Genomic DNA, 21,497 nt, shown 5'->3' with positions numbered 1-21,497 from the left:
ACATCCATACAGCGACAAAACGACGGCTGTCAGCACAGCCGCCGCTTTTCCTATCGTTTTTCCTGACTGTCTCATGTTCCTATTCTAGCACAGAACCGGCGTCAGGCAACAAAAATTTTTCTCTACAGCAATTCTTTTAAAATCTGGTTGATCATGCCGGGATTTGCTTTTCCCTTCATGGCCTTCATGGTCTGGCCCACCAGGAAGCCCAGCGCCTTCTCCTTGCCGTTGTGGTAATCCTCCACGGACTTGGGGTTGGCCGCCACGATTTCCTGGATGGTGGCCCGCAGGGCGCCCTCATCGTTGACGGTCTTCAGACCTTTTTCTTCCACATATGTTTCCGGATCCACATCCTCTGTGAAAATCTTCTTGAACACTTCCTTGGCTACGGTGCCGTTGATGGTGCCCGCATCCACCAGGTCGATGAGCTTTGCCAGATGCACCGGTGCAAAATCCAGCTCCTCCGGCTCCATCTCGTGCTCCTTCATAAGCCGCATGGTCTCCACCATGAGCCAGTTGGACACCTTCTTGGGCTTGCCGCAGATGGCCGTCGTCTCCTCGAACAGGTCAGCCATATGCTTGGATTCCGTCAGGATTTTTGCATCGTATTCGGGAATGTCAAATTCCTCCTTATACCGGGCCAGCTTCTCGGTACGAAGCTCCGGCTGCCGGGAACGGATCTCCTCCAGCCAGGCGTCGCTGATGACGATGGGCACCAGATCCGGCTCCGGGAAATACCGGTAGTCCTGGGCGTCCTCCTTGGAACGCATGGCATAGGAGTATTCCTTGTTGTCGTCCCACCGTCTCGTCTCCTGGATGACCGCCTTCCCCTCTTCCAGAAGCTCGATCTGCCGTGCCCGCTCGCCGTCGATGGCGTGGGCAATGGCCTTGAAGGAGTTCAGGTTCTTCATCTCGGTTCTCGTACCGAACTTCTCTGCGCCAACCTCCCGGACAGACAGGTTGACGTCGGCACGCATGGAACCCTCCTGGAGCTTGCAGTCCGAAGCGCCCAGATACTGGATGATGAGCCGCAGCTTTTCCAGATAGGCGATAACCTCGTCCGCAGAACGCATATCCGGCTCGGATACGATCTCGATCAGCGGCACGCCGGAGCGGTTGAAGTCCACCAGGGAGCAGTCCTCCCACTCGTCGTGGATGAGCTTGCCCGCATCCTCCTCCATATGGATCTCGTGAATGCCGATGGTTTTCTTGCCCCCGGCGGTCTCAATCTCCACACCGCCGTTGATGCAGATGGGCAGATAGAGCTGGGAAATCTGGTAGTTCTGCGGGTTATCCGGATAAAAATAGTTCTTCCGGTCAAATTTACAATACTGGTTGATGGTACAGTTCGTTGCCAGCCCCACGGCAATGGCATATTCCACAACCTTCTTATTTAATACGGGAAGGGATCCGGGCATGCCGGTGCACACCGGACAGGTGTGGGTGTTGGGCGCGCCGCCGAATGCGGTACTGCAGGCGCAGAAAATCTTTGTCTTTGTGGCCAGTTCTACATGGACTTCCAGTCCAATGACGGTCTCATATTGTTTTCTCATGCCTTTTCTGCTCCTTTCTGTGCGATCTCACACCGGACATAGGTGCGGCTCTTCTCGTAAGTGTATGCCGCGCGGATGATTTTTTTTCTCCTGGAAGCAGTCACCGATGAGCTGCAGGCCAATGGGGGAGGCCCTTGCTGTCTGTACCGCAGGGGACGCTGATACCCGGCAGGCCCGCCAGGTTCACGGAAATCGTGTAAATGTCTCCCAGATACATCTGGATGGGGTCACTCAGGGATTCCCCCAGCTTCGGCGCTGTGGTGGGCGCCGCAGGCCCCAGGATCACATCAAACTGTGCAAACGCCCGGTCAAAGGCTTTTTTGGTCAGCGCTTTCGTCCGCAGGGCTTTCAGGTAATAAGCGTCATAGTAGCCGGAGCTCAGCACGAAGGAGCCCAGCATGATGCGGCGCTTCACCTCCGGGCCAAAGCCCTCGGAACGGGATTTCTTATACATATTATGCAGACCCTCGTATTCTGCTGTGCGGTAGCCGTATTTCACACCGTCAAACCGGGCCAGGTTGGAGCTGGCCTCCGCAGAAGCGATGACGTAGTAAGCAGGGATGGCGTAATCCACCAGACTTAAGTCAAATTCTTCCACGATGGCGCCCTTTTCCCGGAGCACCTCTGACGCTGCCAGGACAGCCGCCTTCACCTCAGGATCCAGGCCCTCTCCAAAGTAATCCCGCGGGATGCCGACCCGCAGTCCCTTCACATCCTCCACCAGGGCGGAAGTGAAATCATAATCCTCCCGGGCAACGGAAGTGCTATCCTTGACGTCGTGGGAGGCGATGGCCTCCAGGATCACCGCACAGTCGGTCACGTCCTTGGCCACCGGCCCAATCTGATCCAGAGAGGAACCGTAGGCGATGAGGCCATACCGGGAAACCGTGCCGTAGGTGGGCTTGATGCCGGTCACGCCGCAGAAGGAGCTGGGCTGGCGGATGGAACCGCCGGTGTCAGAACCTAGGGCAAAGCTGCACTCCTCGGCTGCCACTGCCGCGCAGGAGCCGCCGGAGGAACCGCCGGGCACATGCTCCGTATCCCAGGGATTTTTCGTCACACCAAAAGCGGATGTTTCCGTGGTGCTTCCCATGGCAAACTCGTCCATGTTGGTCTTACCGATGATGATGGCACCGGCTTTTTCCAGATTTTTCACCGCTTCTGCCGTGTAAGTCGGTTTGAAATTGTATAAAATCTTCGAACTGCAGGTGGTCAGCAGCCCTTCGGTACACATATTGTCCTTGATTGCCACCGGTACACCCGCCAGCGGGCCGGTGAGCTCCCCGGCATCAATGGCCTTCTGTACCTCTTCCGCCCGTTTTCTCGCCCCTTCGGCGTCCACGGTCACGTAGCAGTTTAATTCTTTGTCAAATGTTTCGATCCGCGCCAGTGCCTCATTCACTGCGTCCAGCACCTTCACCTCACCGGATCGGATTTTCTTTCCCAGCTCTACCGCTGTCAGACTCATCAGTCCCATGGCCGTGCCTCCTATTCTACTGTTTTCGGAACCTTGTAGCTTCCGTCCTTCACTGCCGGTGCGTTTTTCAGCATATCCTCGCTGTCATCGCCGTTCATGACCACGTCCTCCCGGAACACGTTGTTCACCGGAAATACGTGAGACATGGGTTCTACGCCGGTGGTGTCCAGTTCATTTAACCGGTCAATATAATCCAGCATCCGCGCCATGTCCTTCTTGGCCGCTTCCTTCTCTTCCCCGGAAAGCTCCAGCTTGGCCAGAATGCCTACATACTCTATGGTTTCATCGCTGATGATATTTGCCATGATTTTCCTCCTTTTTATCGGCGGCCCTTAAGGCTCCAGCCGGGACAGGTCTCTCGGGAACAGACAAGCTTCACGGACGTTTTCCTCGCCCAGGATCTGCATGGTCAGACGCTCCATGCCGATGCCCAGACCGCCGTGGGGCGGCATCCCGTATTTAAACGTATCCAGATAATGCTCCATGCCCTCTGTGGTCATGCCCCGGGCTTCGATCTTATCCAGCAGCTGGTGATAATCGTGGATCCGCTGACCGCCGGTGGTGATCTCCAGACCGTGGAACAGCAGGTCAAAGCTTAACGTAAACTTCGGATCTGCCGGATCGTCCATGGCATAGAACGGACGCTTCTTGGACGGGTAATGGGTGACAAATACGAAATCCGCGTCGTACTCTTCCTTGAAATAACGGCCGATAAGCTGCTCCTCCTCCGGTTCCAGATCGTAGGGGTTGCGGATCTTCCGGTCATATTTTTCCGATACGAGCCGTTTTGCCTCATCGAACCGCACCTGGGGGATCGCCTCTGCCGACGGTAGGGTGATGTTCAGCATTTTCAGCTCTGTGGCGTAATCCTTCTGCAGCAGTGCCAGCATATACTGTAAAAATCCGGTTTCCATGGCCATGATGTCCTCGAAGCTGTCGATGTAGCCCATCTCAAAGTCCATGCTGGTGTACTCGTTCAGGTGGCGCTTGGTGTTGTGCTTCTCTGCCCGGAAAACGGGGCCGGTCTCAAATACCCGGTCAAACACGCCCACCATCATCTGCTTGTAGAACTGCGGGCTCTGCTCCAGCACAGCCGGACGGTGGAAATACTCCAGACGGAACAGGTTTGCGCCGCCCTCTGCGCCCTTGGCGCCGATCTTCGGTGTGTGGATCTCGGTGAAGCCCTGGCTGTAAAGGAACTCCCGGAAGCCTCTCACCACGCCCTCCTGGATGCGGAATCTTGCCCGCTCCCGCACATTTCGAAGGGAGATGGACCGCATGTTCAGCTTGGCCTCCAGGGAAGTATTGAGCTTCCATTTGGAAATGGCCAGCGGCAGCGGCGCTGCTGGCTCTGACAGCACTTTGATCTCTTTTAACCGGATCTCAAATCCGTGGGGCGCACGCTCCTCTTTTTTCACGGTGCCGCACACCTCCACGGCAGAAGCCTCTTTCAGGGCTTTCAGATCAAAAGCGGTGACGCCTTCCTCGAATACACACTGCACCAGGCCGTCTCTTTTTCTTAAGACAACGAATGCCACATCGCCCATGTCACGGATCGTGTGGACACTGCCGTTCATGCGGATATCCTGTCCTTCGTAAGCGCCTTCACACACATCGCTGATCTCCAGCAGATCTTTTTCCTTCACACCTTTGATAAATTCCATTTTGCATTTCTCCTTTTCCCGTTTTGAGTTGATGAGCTGCTGTCCGATGCGACTTTCTCAGAACTACCGTTTTTGTATTACACGGATTGCTCCGTGCTTTTTTGTAATACAAAAAACCGCCCTGGAATGCATCAGACATTCCGGGACGGATCTCTTTGAATTCAAAAAGAAAACCCGCGGTACCACCCGCATTGAAATCTCCCCCGCTCCGGGAAAGACTTCCTCTCTTCTGCACGTAACGTGTGCCCCGTACAGCCCTACTTCCAGATCTGCTCTGCCTGTTCAGGCTGTCTGCTCCCAAGTGTTCCCTTCGTCTTCTCCGTCAAACAGCGCTCTCAGTCGGTGACGCCGTATTCCTGTCGATTTCTGAAAACAAGAGTCTTGTTCCTCGCATTTGCTTTATTTTGGGGACATTCTAGCACACGAAAAAACAGAATGCAACCCCTTTTTTAGGGTAGAATAGTTTTTTATTTTCTGCTATACTTATTTCCGGTGCAAACATTCTTATTTTGAGTTATATATTTTTTCACTTTTAAAGGAGGCAATCGAACCATGGAACATTTACAGATTCCTGCCGGTTATCACTCGGAACTGAACCTCCACGATACCCAGGCAGCCATCAAGACCGTCAAAGACTTTTTTCAGCAGACGCTGGCGGAACAGCTGAACCTGCTGCGTGTGACTGCCCCGCTCTTCGTGACGCCCGAGTCCGGCCTGAACGATAACTTAAACGGCGTGGAGCGCCCGGTTTCCTTCGGCGTGCTGGAACAGGACGACCGGATCATCGAAGTGGTGCACTCTCTCGCCAAATGGAAACGCTACGCCCTGAAGCAATACGGCTTTGCCATGGGCGAAGGCCTGTACACCGACATGAACGCCATCCGCCGGGATGAGACCACCGACAACATCCACTCCATCTACGTGGATCAGTGGGACTGGGAGAAGATCATCGCCAAGGAAGACCGGAACGTAGAGACGTTAAAAGACACGGTGCGCAAGATTTACAAAACACTGAAAAAAACAGAGAAATACATGGCCATCCGCTATGATTACATCGAAGAAATCCTGCCCAAGGATATTTTCTTCATCACCACCCAGGAGCTGGAGGATCTATATCCCGGCCTTTCCAGCAAGGAAAAGGAATACCGGATCACAAAAGACAAGGGCGCTGTCTTCCTCATGCAGATCGGCGACAAGATCTCCACAGGAGAGCCCCACGATGGCCGCGCCCCGGACTACGATGACTGGAGCTTAAACGGTGATATTCTTGTCTACTATCCGGTGCTGGACATTGCCCTGGAGCTGTCCTCCATGGGCATCCGTGTGGATGAAGACGCCCTGCTGCGCCAGCTGGACGCTGCAGGCTGCCCGGATCGTGCAAAACTTCCTTTCCAGAAAGCCATTCTGGATCAGCAGCTGCCCTACACCATCGGCGGCGGCATCGGCCAGTCCCGGATCTGCATGTTCTTCCTGCGCAAAGCCCACATCGGCGAGATCCAGGTGTCCGTATGGCCCGATGAGATCCGCGAGGAGGCAAAGGCACACGGCGTGTGCCTGCTGTAAATCATCCCCGCGTTTCAGACGCAGATTCTGTGGCTGAGCACCTTGCACATATGATTCCGATTCATACAATAGCCGCAAAAGGCGGGAATCCTCTCTTCGGGTTCCCGCCTTTTCTTTGCTTTTACACAATACTGCCTTCCTTGCATCACTAACCGATGATCGCGATCCGATACACCAGTCCCAGCTGTGCAGGATAGGTTTCCAGAATGTTTCCGTCGCACCAGATTTCCACCTGATCGCCCACCTGCACCTCATCCAGCAGATTGTCTGTGGACGCCGTGTATTCTCCCTCCGACAGAGGCGAAAAACCCTCTGCTGTGGAAATGTAGGTCACCAGAAGAGAGCCTTCGTTCACTGCTTTGACCTCTGCGGTAAAATGCAGTACCTGCGGCGGGATACTGCTGTCTGTGGAATCCATATCCCGGAAAATTTCCATTCTTTCGTCCATTTTCACCAGAAGCAGGCCGTCACCGCCTCTCTGATAGGCATAGCCCGTGCCAAAGTTGGACTGATCGTCCTGGTCTGGCAGCTTCGTGCCGTCCACTTGGGAGGTGATCTCCCCGTCCATGTTGCCGCAGCCCGGCATGGAGCTCACAAAGCCCGTATCCTGATAAACCACGCCGTCCACCCGCACGCAAGGCGGATAAGCCACCGGCCGCTGCTCCGTCAGATCCGGCAGCGTCACCGCGTCCCCTGCGCCGGCCGCATCCTGGGTCTGTACACCGTCTGCGCCATCCTGCGCCTCCACCTCATGGGCCGCATCCGTTTTTGCCTGATCCTGCGTGGTACTTCCTGTGCCGGCACAACCTGCCAGCACCCCCATCAGAAATGTGAAGCCTATGATAAGTCCGTATTTTTTCATGCCTGCCTCCTTTCATGAATTTCACATATGATAACACTGATACCCTACGAATTGCTCCGTGCTTCGCACTCTCACAATTCTTCCTAGCATCAGTGTAACATAAAAGAAAGGAACCATCTACCCGGAAAGGCCGATGGTTCCTTATGTTTTTCTTGCGAAATGATTACAGTTTCAGATGCCGCACCGAATTACAGTGCCTTGATCCGGTTGATGGCCTCTACGGTGTTCTCATAGGTGCCGAAGGCGGTCAGACGGAAGTAGCCTTCGCCGCTGGGGCCAAAGCCGGATCCCGGGGTGCCTACCACAGATGCATTGTTCAGCAGATAATCAAAGAACTCCCAGGATGTCATATGATCCGGGGTTTTCAGCCAGATGTAAGGCGCATTGACGCCGCCGGACACGGTGTAGCCAGCGTCCTTCAATCCCTCATAGATAACCTTTGCATTGTTCATGTAGTAAGCCACCTGCTGTTTTAACTGGGCCTTGCCCTCATCAGAGTACACTGCCTCTCCGGCTCTCTGGATGATATACGGTGCGCCGTTGTACTTGGTACCGTGGCGGCGTGCCCACAGAGAATGCAGGGATACGCCGTCGCTCTTGAGATCCTTGGGCACAACGCTGTAACCCAGACGGGTACCGGTAAAGCCTGCATTTTTGGAAAAGCTTTTCAGCTCGATGGCACAGGTTCTGGCGCCCTCGCACTCATAGATGGTGTGGGGAACATTGTCCTCGGAAATGTACGCCTCATAAGCCGCATCATAAATGATGACAGCGCCTACCCGGTTGGCATAGTCCACCCACTCCTGCAGCTGATCCTTGGTGATGGTGGAACCGGTGGGGTTGTTGGGGAAGCACAGGTAAATGATGTCCGGGGTCTCCTTGGGCAGCTCCGGTGCAAAGTTATTGTCTGCCACACAGGGCATGTAGATCACATTGCTGTAGCGCTCGGTCTTCGGGTTGTAATCGCCTGCTCTTCCGGCCATCACGTTGGTGTCCACATACACCGGATAAACCGGATCGCACACAGCGATCTTATTGTCCAGGCTGAAAATCTCCTGAATGTTGCCGGAATCGCATTTTGCACCGTCAGATACGAAGATCTCATCCGCCGCGATATCACAGCCTCTGTCGGCATAATCATTCTTGGCGATGGCATTTCTCAGAAACTCATAGCCCAGATCCGGTGCATAGCCGTGGAAGGTCTCTTTGACCCCCATCTCATCCACTGCCTTGTGCAGGGCATCAATGATCACCGGTGCCAGCGGCTGGGTCACGTCGCCGATGCTCAGACGGATGACTTTTTTATCCGGGTGGGCAGCTTCATACTCTCTTTGTTTTCTGCCGACAGTGGAAAAAAGGTAGCTGCCGGGCAATTTCAGATAATTCTCATTTACCTTGAACATAATATCCTCCTCGCAAAAATAATCTATTGGATGCTCTCATGCCATTCCTGACACTTGTGCATTTCATCATCAATATGAGAGGTGTCAATCTCTCCGTCAAAAACAGTGGTGGCCGGTCCTTTCATAAACACATGGTTCGTCTCGGCATCCCAGCGGATATCCAGATCGCCGCCCAGCAGGTGGATGGTCACCTCACGGTCAGCCAGATCATTCAAAATGGCCGCCACAGCCGCCGCACAGGCACCGGTACCGCAGGCCAGCGTCTCGCCGGAGCCCCGCTCCCACACGCGCATTTCCAGCGTTTTCCGGTCAATAACACGGATAAACTCGGTATTGACCCGGTTAGGGAACCGGGGATGGCTTTCAAAAACCGGCCCGATCTTCGTCAGATCCAGTGAGGCCACTTCCGGTAAAAATACCACCGCATGAGGGTTGCCCATGGACACGCAGGTCATGTGGTAAACCGTTCCCTCCACCTCGATGGGGATGTTTACCGGCGGGTTCTCTTCCGCCAGCACCGGGATCTGGGACGGATCCAGGATCGGCTCTCCCATATCCACCTCGGCCTTTTTTACCTTGCCATTCTCCACTTCCAGATCAATGTATTTCACACCGGCCAGCGTCTCCACGGCGATCCGCCGTTTGTCCGTCATGCCGTGGTCGTACACATATTTTGCCACACAGCGGATGCCGTTGCCGCACATCTCGCCTCTGGAGCCATCCGCATTGTACATCGCCATCTCGCAATCCGCCTTGTCTGACGGATTGATGAGGATCAGGCCATCCGATCCCACGCCGAAATGGCGGTCACTGACATACTGGGCAGTTTTTCTCCGGGTTGGGCACCTTCTCCTCAAACCCGTTGACGTACACATAGTCATTGCCCAGACCATGCATTTTTGTAAATTTCATTGTTTCTCTCCTCTTTCTCTTTTCCACTTTCATGCCAAGATTACCGCATTCGGAAATCGAGCGGTTTCACCACTCTTTTTTCCTCATGCGTGGGGCGTGTCGTAAAGCCTTGTCTGCTCCTTCATGCAAGCATGCGGCGCAGCACGGCTTTCGACTTTTCATTCCTTTTCATACCAGAATTACCGGATTGCTCCGCTGCACACAGCTCCCGCAATCCTCCCTCGCATTCGGAAATCGAGTGGCTTCTCCACTCTTTTTTCCTCATGCGCGGGGCGTGTCGTAAAGCCTTACCCGCGCCTTCATGCAAGCATGCGGCGCAGCACGGCTTTCTCCTTTCATACTAAGATTACCGGATTGCTCCGCTGCACACAGCTCCCGCAATCCTCCCTCGCATTCGGAAATCGAGTGGCTTCTCCACTCTTTTTTCCTCATGCGTGGGGCGTGTCGTAAGGCCTTGTCTGCTCCTTCATGCAAGCATGAATCGCAGCGCGGCTTTCGACACTGGTAATCATACGTTCATAATACTTAATACCATCTGGGCAGTTTCCACCATGTTGGTGCCGCTGTCCATACTACACTTCTGTATGTACCGGTGCGCTTCTTCCTCGGTCAGGTTGTTCCGCTCCATGAGCAGCTCCTTGGCCTGGGTGATCAGCGCCCGTTCTTCGTCGCTCCGTCCTCTGGGCACCGCCTTTCGTTTCCGCCGTCGTCTGGCAATGGCGTCCGCCATCATCTGCAGCGTGTCGATGAGGTCATGTACCTTGATGGGCATAGAAACCGTCACGATGTTCTGATTGGAACATTCACTCAGATATTTCTGCGATGCCACCAGCAGCATCTCAAAATGAGAAGGCAGGTCTGCATGCAGATCCGAATAGATCATGTCCGGGAACCGATAGCCGCACACAACGATACCATCGTCCAGCCCATCCGCCGTGCTGATCGCCTGCGCCCCCGTTGTACAGACAGCCGACACGGAAAAACCGTAGCGCACGAGAAGATTCCGGATGTTTTTCGCATCCTCGATCTTCGGAAAAACTACGATAATATTCGCCATATTCCTACCTCCTTATGTGTTCTCCCCATAAGGCGGCAGTTATACCCGATACAGATACTGCTCCAGCTCCCACGCGGTCACCGCTGCACTGTAGGACTCCCATTCTGCTTTCTTGGCAGCCACAAATTTCGGGCCGATCTCGCCCAGTGCCCAGAAGATCAGTTCATCCTTCTGCAACTCATCCAGCGCTTCCCGCAATGTTCCCGGCAGCACGTCGATGTGCCGTGCAGCCATCTCTTCCTTGCTCATGGCATAAATATTTTCATTGATACAGTCCGCCGGTTCCAGCTTTCTGCGGATGCCGTCAAGACCGGCCTCCAGGCAGACAGCCAATGCCAGATACGGATTGCAGGACGGATCGGGGCTTCGAAGCTCAATGCGCTTGCTTCCCGGCTCCCGGCTGCCCGGTACCCGGACGAGAGAGCTGGTGTTGGACGTTGCCCAGGTAATATGTACCGGTGCCTCATAGCCCGGCACCAGACGCTTGTAGGAATTCACCAGCGGATTGGTAATGGCCGTGATGGCTTTGCTGTGGGCCATAATGCCGCCCAGGAAATAGTATGCCTCCTGGCTCAGTCCGTTGGCATCCGCTCCGTCATAAAAAATGTTCTGGCCATTTTTCGACAGGGACATATTGATATGCATGCCGGAGCCGTCCACGCCGGCCTTGGGCTTGGGCATGAAGGTAGCGTGCAGACCGTGACGCTTGGCAATGGTGCGCACTGCCAGCTTAAAGGTCATGATATTGTCTGCTGCCGAAAGGGCGTCTGCATATTTGAAATCAATCTCGTGCTGGGCCGGTGCCACCTCATGGTGAGAGGATTCGATCTCAAATCCCATATCCTCCAGTGTCAGCACCATATCCCGGCGCACATTTTCTCCCAGATCCAGCGGGCCCAGGTCAAAATAGCCTGCTTTTTCACTGGTGTTTGTGGTGGGACGGCCGGAGTCGTCCGTATCAAATAAGAAGAATTCCAGTTCCGGCCCCACATGGAACACATAGCCGCATGCCTTTGCGTGCTCCACCGCTTTTTTCAGCACATACCTGGAATCTCCCTCATAGGGTGCCCCGTCGATGCGGTGCACATCACAGATCAGACGGGCAACCTTTCCCTGCTGGGGACGCCACGGAAAGATGGCAAAAGAATCCAGATCCGGGTACAGATACATATCTGCCTCCTCGATCCGCGCAAACCGTTCGATGGAAGAACCATCAAACATGCAGGCGTTGTTCAGCGCCTTCTCCAGCTGGCTGGACGTGATCGCCACATTTTTCAAAGTGCCGAAAATATCTGTAAACTGCAGACGGATGAATTCCACATCCTCTTCCTCCACAAGACGAATGACGTCTTCCTTCGTATATTTACTCATATCATTGCTCCTTCCCTGTGATACTGCTTATTTGCTGCTCATGTCTGGGCGTGTCCAAAAGTCTTTCGCCCGCCTCCGTGCAGTCATAGGCGGAAGCAGACTTTGGTTCACTGTAATGAAATAAAAAAGAGGGGTATCCCGTTGTCGGAACCCCCTTGTTCTACTGATGATGATACCAACGGTGTTCCGGTTTGTCAAGAAATGTTTGCATGATCCTTACAGGATTTGCTCCACCGCGGCGGCAACTCCATCCTCGGCATTGGAGCGTGTCACCGCTTTTGCCGCTGCCTTCGCCTCCGGGGTTCCGTTTTCCATGGCGTAGGACTGTCCGGCAAAGGTCAGCATCTCCACATCGTTCCCTGCATCTCCGAAAGCCATCACCGCCTCCCGTGGAATGCCCAGTGTCTCACACAGCGCTGCCAGCGCACTTCCCTTGTTGGTGCCTGCCTCGTTGATCTCCACATTGCCCGGAATGGAGGACGTCAGACAAAGCCCCGGCAGCGCATTCAGTTCTGCCAGCGCCTGGGGATATTCCACCGGGTCCGTGGTCAGGGCACATATCTTCTCAATGCTCTTTCCTTTCAGATATTCTCTGGCATTCTCCACCGGCACGATGGATTTCTTCAGATTCTCCACGAAATCCCTGGGCAGCAGGTCGTTCTCATAATGGACAAACAGCCGCCGCTCCATGTGGGCCCGGCCGTCCGCATACACCTCAAACACCGATCCGTGCCGCCGGAAAATATCGTACACCTTACACCATTTTTCATAGGGGATGCCCTGATAGCACACTCGATCCCCGGTTTTCAGATCATACACTGCCGCGCCATTGGACGTCACCGCATAATCCGCAAAGGGCAGCTGCGCGTACACACTGCCCATGACGCCCCTAGTGCGGCCGCTGGCAATGACGATCTTCACGCCCCGCTCCGACGCCGCCCGCAGGGCTTCCCGGTTCCGGGCCGATATGGTCTCGTGATCCTCGGACAGCAGGGTACCGTCCAGGTCCATTGCAATCAGTAAAGTCTTCATCTGTTTTCTCCTTTGTGTCTATTGTATTTTCAAACAGACATTCCTGCAAGCCCCAAAGTTCGTATTACCTACATTTTCGTCTCTCCGCCGCTTTGCAACTCATTTTGTTCATCGGCTCAAGTAATCCTCCAGATCGGATTTGATCACGGTCACTCGGGGTCCGTACACCACCTGGATACCCTTGCCCCGCCGGATCACCCCGGCAGCACCGCTCTCTTTTAACAGCAGCTCGTCCACCTTTGCCTCATCATGCACCGTCACCCGCAGCCGGGTGGCGCAGCAGTCCACATCACTGATATTGTCCCGGCCGCCCAGCCCCTCCGTGATGAGGGCACTGACTTCCATGGCATCCCCAAAAGTACGGGCTGTTCCCGCTCCGGTCTGGGTTCTGCCGTCATCCAAATGACCTGTAGCTCCAGTTCGGCGCTTTCCCTCGTCCTTTTGTCCTGAGTTTTCCGTCCCCTTGCCATTTCCCGACAGATGCACTGATGTACCGTCTGCCTCGGCCTGCTTTCTGGCATTGACATCCGCCCGGGTGTAGAGCTTCACCTCATCTGCTCCGCTCTCCCGGCCCGGTGTTTTGAAATCAAACCGACGGATGAGAAAAGAAAACAGAAAATAATAAACGATAAAATAGCCGATGCCCACAAAAACGATCCGCACCCAGTCGGTTTTCGCATTGCCCTGCAAAATGCCGAACAGGAACAAGTCGATAAGGCCGCCGGAAAAGGTCATGCCCACACCCACGTTGCACATATGCATGAACATGTACGCCGCCCCGGCAAACACACAGTGAATGCCGTAAAGCACCGGCGCCACGAACAAAAACGTAAATTCCAGCGGCTCTGTGATGCCGGTGAGCATGGATGTCAGCGCTGCGGACAGCAACAGGCCTCCGGCCTCTTTTCGTTTGCCCGGATCAGCACAGCGGTACATGGCCAGCGCCGCCCCCGGCAGTCCGAAAATCATCAGTGGAAATTTTCCGGACATGAATCGGGTAGCCGCCACACTGAAATGCGCAATGCCCGGCTGAGACAGCTCCGCGAAGAAAATGTTCTGGGCGCCCTCAATGAGCTGCCCGCCCACCTGTGCCGTGCCGCCCACCGCCGTCTGCCAGAACGGCAGATAAAACACATGATGCAGCCCGAACGGAATAAGCGCCCGCTCCATCAGGCCATACAGCCAGGTACCCGCGTAGCCGGATCGGAGTACCAGATCCCCCACATGGTAAATGCCCGCCTGCACCGGCGGCCATACAAAAAACATGAGAATGCCCACGCCCAGATACACAATGGCACTGATGATGGGCACAAACCGGGTGCCGCCGAAAAAGGACAGCACCTGGGGCAGCGCAATCCGGTAAAACCGGTTGTGCAGGGCCGCCACCCCCAGCCCTACCAGAATGCCGCCAAAAACGCCCATCTGCAGGGAAGTAATGCCGCACACATCCTCCACCGCGCCGGACAGCATCTCCTGGGCGCCGCCCCGCAGGGTGATCAGCGCGCCGATAGATGCATGCATGACAAAAAAAGCGATGACCGCCGACAGCGCCGCCACCTCTTTTTCCTTTCGCGCCATGCCAATGGCAACGCCCATGGCAAATAGTACCGGCAGATTGGCAAATACAATATTGCCCGCCGCATTCATTACCGTCAGAATGGCGTTGGCCGGTGTCCCCGGCCCCAAAATCCCCGTCAGCCCATAGGTATTCAGCATCGTTTCATTGGTAAAGGAACCGCCGATCCCCAGAAACAGCCCCGCCACCGGTAAAATCGCAATGGGCAGCATAAAAGAGCGCCCCACACGCTGCAGTACCTCAAACATCCTGTCTTTCATTTTCTTCCTCCTGAACTGTCCTCTACATATATTTCTGTTATAGTATGTATTTTCTGACAAAGATTTATACGAATTACAGTGTTTCAAAGTCTTCGGCCATTTGTGCTCGCACAAAAATGGACGTAAGACCTTGAAACGCGCCCTGATATGAGCATAAAAGGTAAGTGAAACTTACCGATATGCGAATATTGGGGCAGAATTGCGGGAGTGCAACGCACGGAGCAATTCGGGTAATTCGTATGACAGGTTCAGGCGAAGATCTTACAAAAGCCCTCTGCCTTCCTTCATGGTCGATGGTGTACGGTTCCTCCAGCAGCATCTCACTTAATGACACAAATCCATAGCCCGCCTGCTCCAGCCCCTCCAGCAGCTTCGGCAGCGCCTCTGCGGTGTATTTTGTTCCGGTATGTAACAGAATGATGGCACCGTTTTCCAGATTTTTGTGATGGCACACCCGATCCACAATGTCCTCCGCGCCATAGTCTTTCCAGTCCAGGGAATCCACCGACCACTGCACGGACGTGTACCCGCAGGCTTTCGCCGCTTCCAGCACGGTGTTGTTGTAATCCCCATAGGGCGGCCGGAACAGATGGATATCCGTTCCCGTCAGATTTTTGATCTTTGTGTGCACGCCTGTGATCTCCTCCCGGCACGCCGCCTCCGAAAGCTGGGACATCTGCTTGTGGTGATCGCCGTGGTTGCCCAGATCATGTCCTGCCGCTGCAAGCTTCTGCACAGCTTCCGGGTGCTCACTGATAAAACCGCCGGTCATAAAAAAGGCGGCCTTCGCCCCATGCTCCCCCAGCACCCGCAGCACCTCATCCAGATCCTCCGTTCCCCAGGCACAGTCAAAGGTCAGCGCCACCACCGCATCTTTCGTCTCCACACTGTAAATGGGCAGCTGCCGCTGCTTTTTCCCGTTTGCCAGAATCTCTCCCAGATGAGCGCTCACCGACAGCACCTCCCGCAGCCCACGCACCGGCACCGTGCCTGACCATATGCCGCCCGCCAGCACCAGCACAAACAATACCATCGGCAGCCACAAAAATATTTTTTTTCTTTTTCAAAGCATTCCCTGCTTTTTCTCATTTACTGTAAATATATGCACAGAGTCTCCCGGAAATCCTGGCAAACAATTTTTATAAAGAGAAACGAAATCGGAATTGCCCCGCGAAAACAATGCAGGAAAAAGATCAGCAAAATCAACTACGAGATTTGTTGGAAAAACAACAGTATTTTAATTAAAAATATGGTATATTAATATATATAAGCAAGCGAAAAGAAAGCGACGTCGAAGACGGCATTTTCTTTTCCTGCGTCATTAACGAACGAACGGCCTGCGCAGCAGGAAATAGAGCACGACCGTGCGGGTTCGTGCGTTTGGAAAATAATAAGGGAGGCTATATCAATGGATGCACCCATGAAAAATATCGCAAAAGCAGAAGTTCTCCGCCTGGCAGATCAGGTGGAATACCAGGACGGCCAGATCGTCAGCAAAACACTGGCACAGAACGATGCCGTCAGCCTGACGCTGTTTGCCTTTGAAAAAGGCGAGGAGATCAGCACCCACGCAGCAGGCGGAGACGCCATGGTAACTGTGCTGGAGGGCACCGGCCGTTTTACCATCGACGACAAGCCCCATGTGCTCACTGAGGGCCAGAGCATTGTCATGCCCGTCAACATTCCCCACGCCGTATACGGGGAAGAGCGCTTCAAAATGCTGCTGACCGTCGTATTTTAGACTGAAAAATCTACGACACCTGCTGCAGTCAGCTTCCGTCAGATGCAGCATAATCGCAGTGAAAAGGGACCGTACCTGACTATAGATACGATCCCTTTTTATTATTGCTCTCCAAATACACTTATCAGCCGCCGACAGCCTTCTTCTACCGTCGCCCGCGGACACGCGATGTTCATGCGCATCCAGCCTGCGCCCTCGCTTCCAAAAAGCGTCCCCGGCGTTGAGCCAGAGCTTTGCCTCTTCTTTCATCTTTCGATCCAGTTCTTTTTCAGACAAGCCATACGCAGAAAAATCCATCCACAGAAGGTAGGTCCCCTCCGGGATCATGAGCCGGATCTTCGGTGCATGGTTTTCCACACAATTTTTTACATACTGGATATTTTCCCACAGATACGCCCTTAAATCCACAAGCCACTGTTCCCCGGTGGCATAGGCCGCCATGGCTGCCGCCAGCCCCATGAGCCCCGGCCCGTCATAGCCGGTCTGGGCCACCACTTCCCGGAAAGCCGCACGCATTTCTCCATTGGGGATCCAGATATTAGAAATCTGCAGCCCCGCCAGATTGAAGGTTTTGCTGGGGGAAGTACAAGTCACCGTGATATCTGCCAGCGCCGGGCTGATGGAAGCCAGGCAGGTGAAGGTGTGCCCCGGATAGATGAAATCCTGATGGATCTCATCGGCCACGATCTTCACACCATGGGCCAGACAGATGGCTCCCAGCCGCTCCAGTTCTTCCCTCGTCCACACCCGACCGCCGGGATTGTGGGGATTACAGAACAGCAGCAGTCTGACCTGTTCCTCTGCGATCTGCCGCTCCAGCGCTTCAAAGTCCATCTCATAGTGGCCGTCCCGGATGTGCAGGGCATGGGTCACCAGCCGTCGTCCGGTCTTTTCCACGCAGCGGGTAAAGGGGCCGTACACCGGCCGCAGGATCATCACCGCTTCCCCGGGCGCTGTCAGCGCCTTCACCGCCGCAAACAGTGCATACACCACACTGGGCGTACGCACCAGCCATTCTTCCCGCAGCTGCCAGCCGTAATGTCTGGCATACCAGTCCGACAGCACGTCAAAATATTCCTTTTTGCAGTTGGAGTACCCGTAAATGCCCCGCTCTACGATCTGGCCCAGCGCCTCCTGCACCCCGTCCGGCGACCGGAAATCCATATCCGCCACCCACATGGGCAGCGCGTCCTCCGGTACATGGAAGTCCGCTTTCATATCCACCTTGACAGACATGGAATGGCTTCGATCTATCACTTCATCAAATCGACTGTTCATCACAATTCCTCAACTTTTATTTTTACTTTCGTTTGAAAAAGCTGTACACGATCATCAGTCCTGCCCCTGCGAAAATAAACAGATCAGACAGGTTGAACACGATGCGGCGCAGTTTTTCCAGCGGCACGCGGAAGCTGAAATAGTCCACCACAAAGCCCTGCCGGAGCCGATCCCACACGTTGCTGAGGGCGCCGCCCAGCAGAAAGCTCATGGCCAGCTTCAGCAACATCCCGCTTTTTTCCTGCAGCGCACGCAGCCAGCCAATGGCCAGCGCCCCAGTCATCAGCCCGGAGAGCAGCGCCAGCACCGGCCTTCGGTTCTGTCCCAGCCCCAGCATGGCGCCGGGATTGTGAAATTTTCGCAGGATCACATGGCCGCCCAGCACCGGCCGCTGTTCCTTCTCCTGAAGAGAACGGTCCATGTATGTTTTACACAGACCGTCCCCCACAAAAATACCGATGACCAGCAAAAGCCAGATCACTGTTCTTCTTCCTCTTTGGCGCCGCAGCAGCAGTCAGCAGCCTTTTCCTCTGTCTGTGCACATCCACAGGCTTCCGCTGCCTCTTCCTTTTCCTCGCAGCCACAGGATTCCTCTTCTTTTGCCTCACAGCCGCAGGATTCGGATGCCTCTTCCTCTTCTTTCACCTTTGCACCGCATTTCGGACAGAAATTCATATCATTTTTTACCACTGCGCCACAGGACGGGCATTTCTGCTGTCCCTTCATGTCTGCGATCTCATTTTCATACTCGGTGATCAGCACCATGTTTGCCGCAATGGTATCGCAGAGTGCCTCTGCCTCCTCGGGAAGCTCCTCGTGATTCTCATATTTTTCAAAAAGAATCCTGCCCAGCTCCTCGTAGCAGCCTGCTGTCTCCCGCTCCAGGCTGGAAATCTGTCCACGCAGCTTCTGGATCTCTACCACCTCATTGGTCTTCTTGCCCACCACATCCACTGTGTCGGTGATCTTTTTCCCTAAATCATTAAAAAATGCCATGTTCCATTCCTCGCTTTCTGAAAATTATATAATAAAAAATTGCAGTTACCTGTTCCATGTGGGACACACCTGCGCCCCGATCTCGTCAATGATAGCCCCATCCACCGTCTCGTCAAACTTTCTGGCAAACATGCAGTCCGACGCCATCAGCTCCTGAAAATCCGCCTGCCGGAACGTATACGGGCTGCCCCGGTTCCAGTCAATAAGCCTTGCAAAGCCCTGGCTGCCGCCGCTCATGGTCGGGTCCATCAGCGCTTCCCGGAACGGGCTGTTCACCACCAGCGTCTGCAAAAATACCTCGTCGCAGCATTTCGTATGGGCATACATGGCCGCGATCTGTGGCTCCTTCTCCACCACATATTGGGCCAGCGCATCTGTGATGCTGAACCAGTTTGCGCCCTTTTGGAGCACCATTGTGTTTCCCTTCAGCCGGTCTACGCCCCGCAGCTTCTGCAAACGGATGGACACCTGATCGAGAAAATCCAGCCAGCGGCTCCGCCCGGCATGGCGTTCCTGAAAACGGTAATAATACTGCAGCAGGATTTTCTTTTCCTCCCGGAAAACCGGCCCTTCAAAATCAATGAACTCCCGGCCCGCGTGGGCATCAAAAAATGCATGGATCTCATCCTGGCTCTTGATGGGAAGATCGGCCCCGGAAAGCAGGTGATAATAGCCGTAGTGTCCTGGGGCCGCCGCCCGAAGCAGCACCAGCTCCGAACGGATCTGGCTGTAGGAGCCCCAGATCACCGATGTCCGCTCCGTGAAAAACAACCCGGCCTGGGACATGATCCCGTCAAAGTCCTCCCTGCGAAAATCCTTCGCCTTGCTGTCTATGTGTACATAAATATCATTGCGCCCGTCATCCAACATGCGCAGCAGCTTTTTCAGCTGGCCAAACTGGGTGTGGGCAATGATGAGATAAGCATGTCTGCTCTGGTTATCCATGGTTCTCCTCCCGGATTTATGCTTCCAGCGCCGGGACGCCCCGCATCTGGATCAGGGGGCCGCCGGTTTTCTCAATGTATGCCCGGGTGATGGTCACCTTGCCGATATTGTCGTCCTTGGGGATCTCGTACATGATATCCAGCATAAAGTCCTCAATGATAGCCCGCAGCGCCCGGGCGCCGGTATCTTTTTCCAGCGCTTTCTCAGCAATGGCCTCCAGCGCATCGTCGTCAAATTCCAGACACACCTCGTCCAGCGCCAGCAGCTTCTGATACTGCTTCAAAATGGCGTTCTTGGGTTCTTTCAATATTTTTACCAGCATTTCCTTTGTCATGCCGTCCAGGGTGAAAATAATGGGCAAACGGCCGATAAACTCGGGGATCATGCCAAAATTCTTAATATCCTCCACCGTTACCCGGCGAATGAGATTCTTTTCCTTGTCGTATTTGTCTTTCAGATCTGCCTGGAAGCCCATGGAAGACTGCTTGTTCAGCCGCTCCTTGATGATCTCCTCCAGATCCGGGAACGCGCCGCCGCAGATAAACAGAATGTTCTTCGTGTTCACCGTCTCCAGCGGCACCATGGCGTTCTTGCTGTTGGCGCCCACCGGCACCTCCACCTCACTGCCCTCCAGCAGCTTCAACAGCCCCTGCTGCACCGACTCGCCGCTCACATCCCGCTGGTTCGTGTTGCGTTTTTTGGCGATCTTGTCGATCTCATCGATGAAAATAATGCCCTGCTCCGCTTTCTGCACATCGTTGTCCGCCGCAGCCAGCAGCTTGCTCACCACGCTCTCGATATCATCGCCGATGTAACCGGCCTCCGTCAGGGAGGTGGCATCCGTGATGGCCAGCGGCACATCCAGAAGCTTCGCCAGCGTTTTCACCAGATAGGTCTTCCCGGAACCGGTGGGCCCGATCATGAGCATGTTGGACTTCTCGATCTCGATGTCGTCCATGGAATTGGTGGCTACCCGTTTATAATGGTTGTACACCGCCACGGAGATCACTTTCTTGGCCTGCTCCTGCCCCACCACATAAGCGTCCAGCTTTTCCTTGATCTTATGGGGCGCCGGGATGGATTTGATGTCAAAGGCCTTGGGCACGTTTTTCTCCTCGGCTTTTTTCTTCTTCACCTTCTGGCGCTTGGGTACCATATTCTGCAGATCCGCCAGATTGATCATCCCAATGTTGGGAAACTTGCTCATGTCCGGCATGCCGCTGCCTAAGTCCCCCATGGCGCCGTCAAAATCAAATCCTGCATTTTTCATCGTGTCAAAGGTTTTCTGCATGCAGTCCGGGCAGATGTGCAGGTTGCCCTGCATGGTGATCATCTTCCCTGTCTTGCTCTCCGGACGGCGGCAGACAAAGCAGACTTTCTCATACTCATCGTCGTTATCGTCCGCATCCTGGGGCGGCTCGATCACCTGCGCGTCCACCACCTCTGTGTCTTTATCGTCAAACTCTCTTGTATCTTTATCTTCCATTATATAAATTCTCCTTTAAATCATGTTGCTGTCATACCTGTATTATAATATAGCGCCTCTTCCATCACAAGTGAAGTTTTTCTAAACTGCTGGCACAGGCAAAACCCACATGCTATAATAAAATATAGAATGTGCCTCGGCACATTCTCGCGCCGAGGCGCGGTTGCTTCAGCAACCATCTACCAATGATGCCGAGTGCGCATCTACGCGGAGCGCTTTTGTATGATAGAATGAACTTTCCTATCATACAAAATAACACCGCATCTGCGCGCTGTTTTATGTGCATGCAGATCGTGGATTATCATGCTATCATTATGACAA

The 21,497-nt window shown here is 54.3% G+C and carries 16 protein-coding genes and 3 pseudogenes; 2 read left to right on the top strand and 17 right to left on the bottom strand.

The annotated features are described in order from the left end of the window. Window positions 1-122: 122 nt before the first annotated feature. The 4 genes and pseudogenes from gatB to aspS all read right to left on the bottom strand — a co-directional run bounded on the left by gatB (window position 123) and on the right by aspS (window position 4,694). The gene (gatB, locus tag RJD28_04400) at window positions 123-1,553 is read right to left on the bottom strand and encodes an Asp-tRNA(Asn)/Glu-tRNA(Gln) amidotransferase subunit GatB (protein WNV58768.1); all 1,431 of its coding nucleotides are present in this window, start codon (window positions 1,551-1,553) and stop codon (window positions 123-125) included. Further along, window positions 1,550-3,030, bottom strand: a pseudogene (gene gatA, locus RJD28_04395) (Asp-tRNA(Asn)/Glu-tRNA(Gln) amidotransferase subunit GatA). The gene gatB and the pseudogene gatA overlap by 4 nt, the downstream one beginning before the upstream one ends. An 11-nt stretch (window positions 3,031-3,041) precedes the next feature. Next, window positions 3,042-3,335, bottom strand: a complete 294-nt coding sequence (gene gatC, locus RJD28_04390; GenBank protein WNV58767.1) for an Asp-tRNA(Asn)/Glu-tRNA(Gln) amidotransferase subunit GatC — start codon at window positions 3,333-3,335, stop codon at window positions 3,042-3,044. Window positions 3,336-3,362: 27 nt separating this feature from the next. Next, window positions 3,363-4,694, bottom strand: coding sequence for an aspartate--tRNA(Asn) ligase (aspS, locus tag RJD28_04385; GenBank protein ID WNV58766.1), 1,332 nt, complete (start codon window positions 4,692-4,694; stop codon window positions 3,363-3,365). A gap of 552 nt (window positions 4,695-5,246) precedes the next feature. Between aspS and asnA the strand changes: the two genes are divergently transcribed. After that, window positions 5,247-6,257, top strand: a complete 1,011-nt coding sequence (gene asnA, locus RJD28_04380; GenBank protein WNV58765.1) for an aspartate--ammonia ligase — start codon at window positions 5,247-5,249, stop codon at window positions 6,255-6,257. A 148-nt stretch (window positions 6,258-6,405) separates the two neighbouring features. On the opposite strand, the gene RJD28_04375 is transcribed toward asnA, so the two are convergent. The 8 genes and pseudogenes from RJD28_04375 to RJD28_04340 all read right to left on the bottom strand — a co-directional run bounded on the left by RJD28_04375 (window position 6,406) and on the right by RJD28_04340 (window position 15,775). After that, the gene (locus tag RJD28_04375) at window positions 6,406-7,119 is read right to left on the bottom strand and encodes a DUF3221 domain-containing protein (protein WNV58764.1); all 714 of its coding nucleotides are present in this window, start codon (window positions 7,117-7,119) and stop codon (window positions 6,406-6,408) included. 188 nt (window positions 7,120-7,307) lie between these two features. After that, window positions 7,308-8,522: an LL-diaminopimelate aminotransferase gene (locus RJD28_04370; GenBank protein WNV58763.1), complete on the bottom strand. Its 1,215-nt coding sequence runs from the start codon at window positions 8,520-8,522 to the stop codon at window positions 7,308-7,310. A 23-nt stretch (window positions 8,523-8,545) separates the two neighbouring features. Further along, a pseudogene (dapF, locus tag RJD28_04365) lies at window positions 8,546-9,434 on the bottom strand (diaminopimelate epimerase). A gap of 508 nt (window positions 9,435-9,942) precedes the next feature. Further along, window positions 9,943-10,491, bottom strand: a complete 549-nt coding sequence (locus RJD28_04360; GenBank protein WNV58762.1) for an ANTAR domain-containing protein — start codon at window positions 10,489-10,491, stop codon at window positions 9,943-9,945. Window positions 10,492-10,530: 39 nt separating this feature from the next. Next, a complete protein-coding gene (glnA, locus tag RJD28_04355) occupies window positions 10,531-11,862 on the bottom strand; it encodes a type I glutamate--ammonia ligase (protein ID WNV58761.1) in 1,332 nt (443 codons plus the stop codon). A 216-nt stretch (window positions 11,863-12,078) separates the two neighbouring features. Beyond that, the gene (locus RJD28_04350) at window positions 12,079-12,894 is read right to left on the bottom strand and encodes a Cof-type HAD-IIB family hydrolase (protein WNV58760.1); all 816 of its coding nucleotides are present in this window, start codon (window positions 12,892-12,894) and stop codon (window positions 12,079-12,081) included. A gap of 108 nt (window positions 12,895-13,002) precedes the next feature. After that, complete coding sequence (locus tag RJD28_04345; protein WNV58759.1) at window positions 13,003-14,730, bottom strand: PTS transporter subunit EIIC; 1,728 nt, start codon at window positions 14,728-14,730, stop codon at window positions 13,003-13,005. A gap of 73 nt (window positions 14,731-14,803) precedes the next feature. Beyond that, window positions 14,804-15,775: a polysaccharide deacetylase family protein gene (locus tag RJD28_04340; protein ID WNV58758.1), complete on the bottom strand. Its 972-nt coding sequence runs from the start codon at window positions 15,773-15,775 to the stop codon at window positions 14,804-14,806. A 363-nt stretch (window positions 15,776-16,138) separates the two neighbouring features. Between RJD28_04340 and RJD28_04335 the strand changes: the two genes are divergently transcribed. Beyond that, window positions 16,139-16,471, top strand: a complete 333-nt coding sequence (locus RJD28_04335) for a cupin domain-containing protein (protein ID WNV59560.1) — start codon at window positions 16,139-16,141, stop codon at window positions 16,469-16,471. A gap of 246 nt (window positions 16,472-16,717) precedes the next feature. Here the strand turns inward: RJD28_04335 and RJD28_04330 are convergent. The 5 genes and pseudogenes from RJD28_04330 to clpX all read right to left on the bottom strand — a co-directional run bounded on the left by RJD28_04330 (window position 16,718) and on the right by clpX (window position 21,176). Further along, a pseudogene (locus RJD28_04330) lies at window positions 16,718-17,689 on the bottom strand (PatB family C-S lyase). A gap of 82 nt (window positions 17,690-17,771) precedes the next feature. Beyond that, window positions 17,772-18,230 (bottom strand): signal peptidase II, encoded by a 459-nt coding sequence (locus tag RJD28_04325; GenBank protein ID WNV58757.1) that lies wholly within the window; start codon window positions 18,228-18,230, stop codon window positions 17,772-17,774. Next, the gene (locus RJD28_04320) at window positions 18,227-18,745 is read right to left on the bottom strand and encodes a zinc ribbon domain-containing protein (protein ID WNV58756.1); all 519 of its coding nucleotides are present in this window, start codon (window positions 18,743-18,745) and stop codon (window positions 18,227-18,229) included. Before RJD28_04320 ends, RJD28_04325 begins: the two co-directional genes overlap by 4 nt. A gap of 45 nt (window positions 18,746-18,790) precedes the next feature. Further along, a complete protein-coding gene (locus RJD28_04315; protein ID WNV58755.1) occupies window positions 18,791-19,690 on the bottom strand; it encodes a beta-1,6-N-acetylglucosaminyltransferase in 900 nt (299 codons plus the stop codon). Between the two features lie 16 nt (window positions 19,691-19,706). Beyond that, window positions 19,707-21,176 (bottom strand): ATP-dependent Clp protease ATP-binding subunit ClpX, encoded by a 1,470-nt coding sequence (gene clpX, locus RJD28_04310; GenBank protein ID WNV58754.1) that lies wholly within the window; start codon window positions 21,174-21,176, stop codon window positions 19,707-19,709. Between the last annotated feature and the right edge of the window lie 321 nt (window positions 21,177-21,497).

This window comes from Oscillospiraceae bacterium NTUH-002-81 (assembly GCA_032620915.1).
GTDB lineage: Bacteria > Bacillota > Clostridia > Lachnospirales > Lachnospiraceae > JAGTTR01.
This window is presented reverse-complemented; position numbering and strand designations above follow the sequence as displayed.

Bases quoted from the DNA above. Each gene is read 5' to 3' on its own strand.
- RJD28_04350 (WNV58760.1), bottom strand. From the start codon at position 12,894: ATGAAGACTTTACTGATTGCAATGGACCTGGACGGTACCCTGCTGTCC.
- aspS (WNV58766.1), bottom strand. From the start codon at position 4,694: ATGGAATTTATCAAAGGTGTGAAGGAAAAAGATCTGCTGGAGATCAGC.
- RJD28_04320 (WNV58756.1), bottom strand. From the start codon at position 18,745: ATGGCATTTTTTAATGATTTAGGGAAAAAGATCACCGACACAGTGGAT.
- clpX (WNV58754.1), bottom strand. From the start codon at position 21,176: ATGGAAGATAAAGATACAAGAGAGTTTGACGATAAAGACACAGAGGTG.
- gatC (WNV58767.1), bottom strand. From the start codon at position 3,335: ATGGCAAATATCATCAGCGATGAAACCATAGAGTATGTAGGCATTCTG.
- glnA (WNV58761.1), bottom strand. From the start codon at position 11,862: ATGAGTAAATATACGAAGGAAGACGTCATTCGTCTTGTGGAGGAAGAG.
- RJD28_04370 (WNV58763.1), bottom strand. From the start codon at position 8,522: ATGTTCAAGGTAAATGAGAATTATCTGAAATTGCCCGGCAGCTACCTT.
- RJD28_04360 (WNV58762.1), bottom strand. From the start codon at position 10,491: ATGGCGAATATTATCGTAGTTTTTCCGAAGATCGAGGATGCGAAAAAC.
- RJD28_04315 (WNV58755.1), bottom strand. From the start codon at position 19,690: ATGGATAACCAGAGCAGACATGCTTATCTCATCATTGCCCACACCCAG.
- asnA (WNV58765.1), top strand. From the start codon at position 5,247: ATGGAACATTTACAGATTCCTGCCGGTTATCACTCGGAACTGAACCTC.
- RJD28_04375 (WNV58764.1), bottom strand. From the start codon at position 7,119: ATGAAAAAATACGGACTTATCATAGGCTTCACATTTCTGATGGGGGTG.
- gatB (WNV58768.1), bottom strand. From the start codon at position 1,553: ATGAGAAAACAATATGAGACCGTCATTGGACTGGAAGTCCATGTAGAA.
- RJD28_04345 (WNV58759.1), bottom strand. From the start codon at position 14,730: ATGAAAGACAGGATGTTTGAGGTACTGCAGCGTGTGGGGCGCTCTTTT.
- RJD28_04335 (WNV59560.1), top strand. From the start codon at position 16,139: ATGGATGCACCCATGAAAAATATCGCAAAAGCAGAAGTTCTCCGCCTG.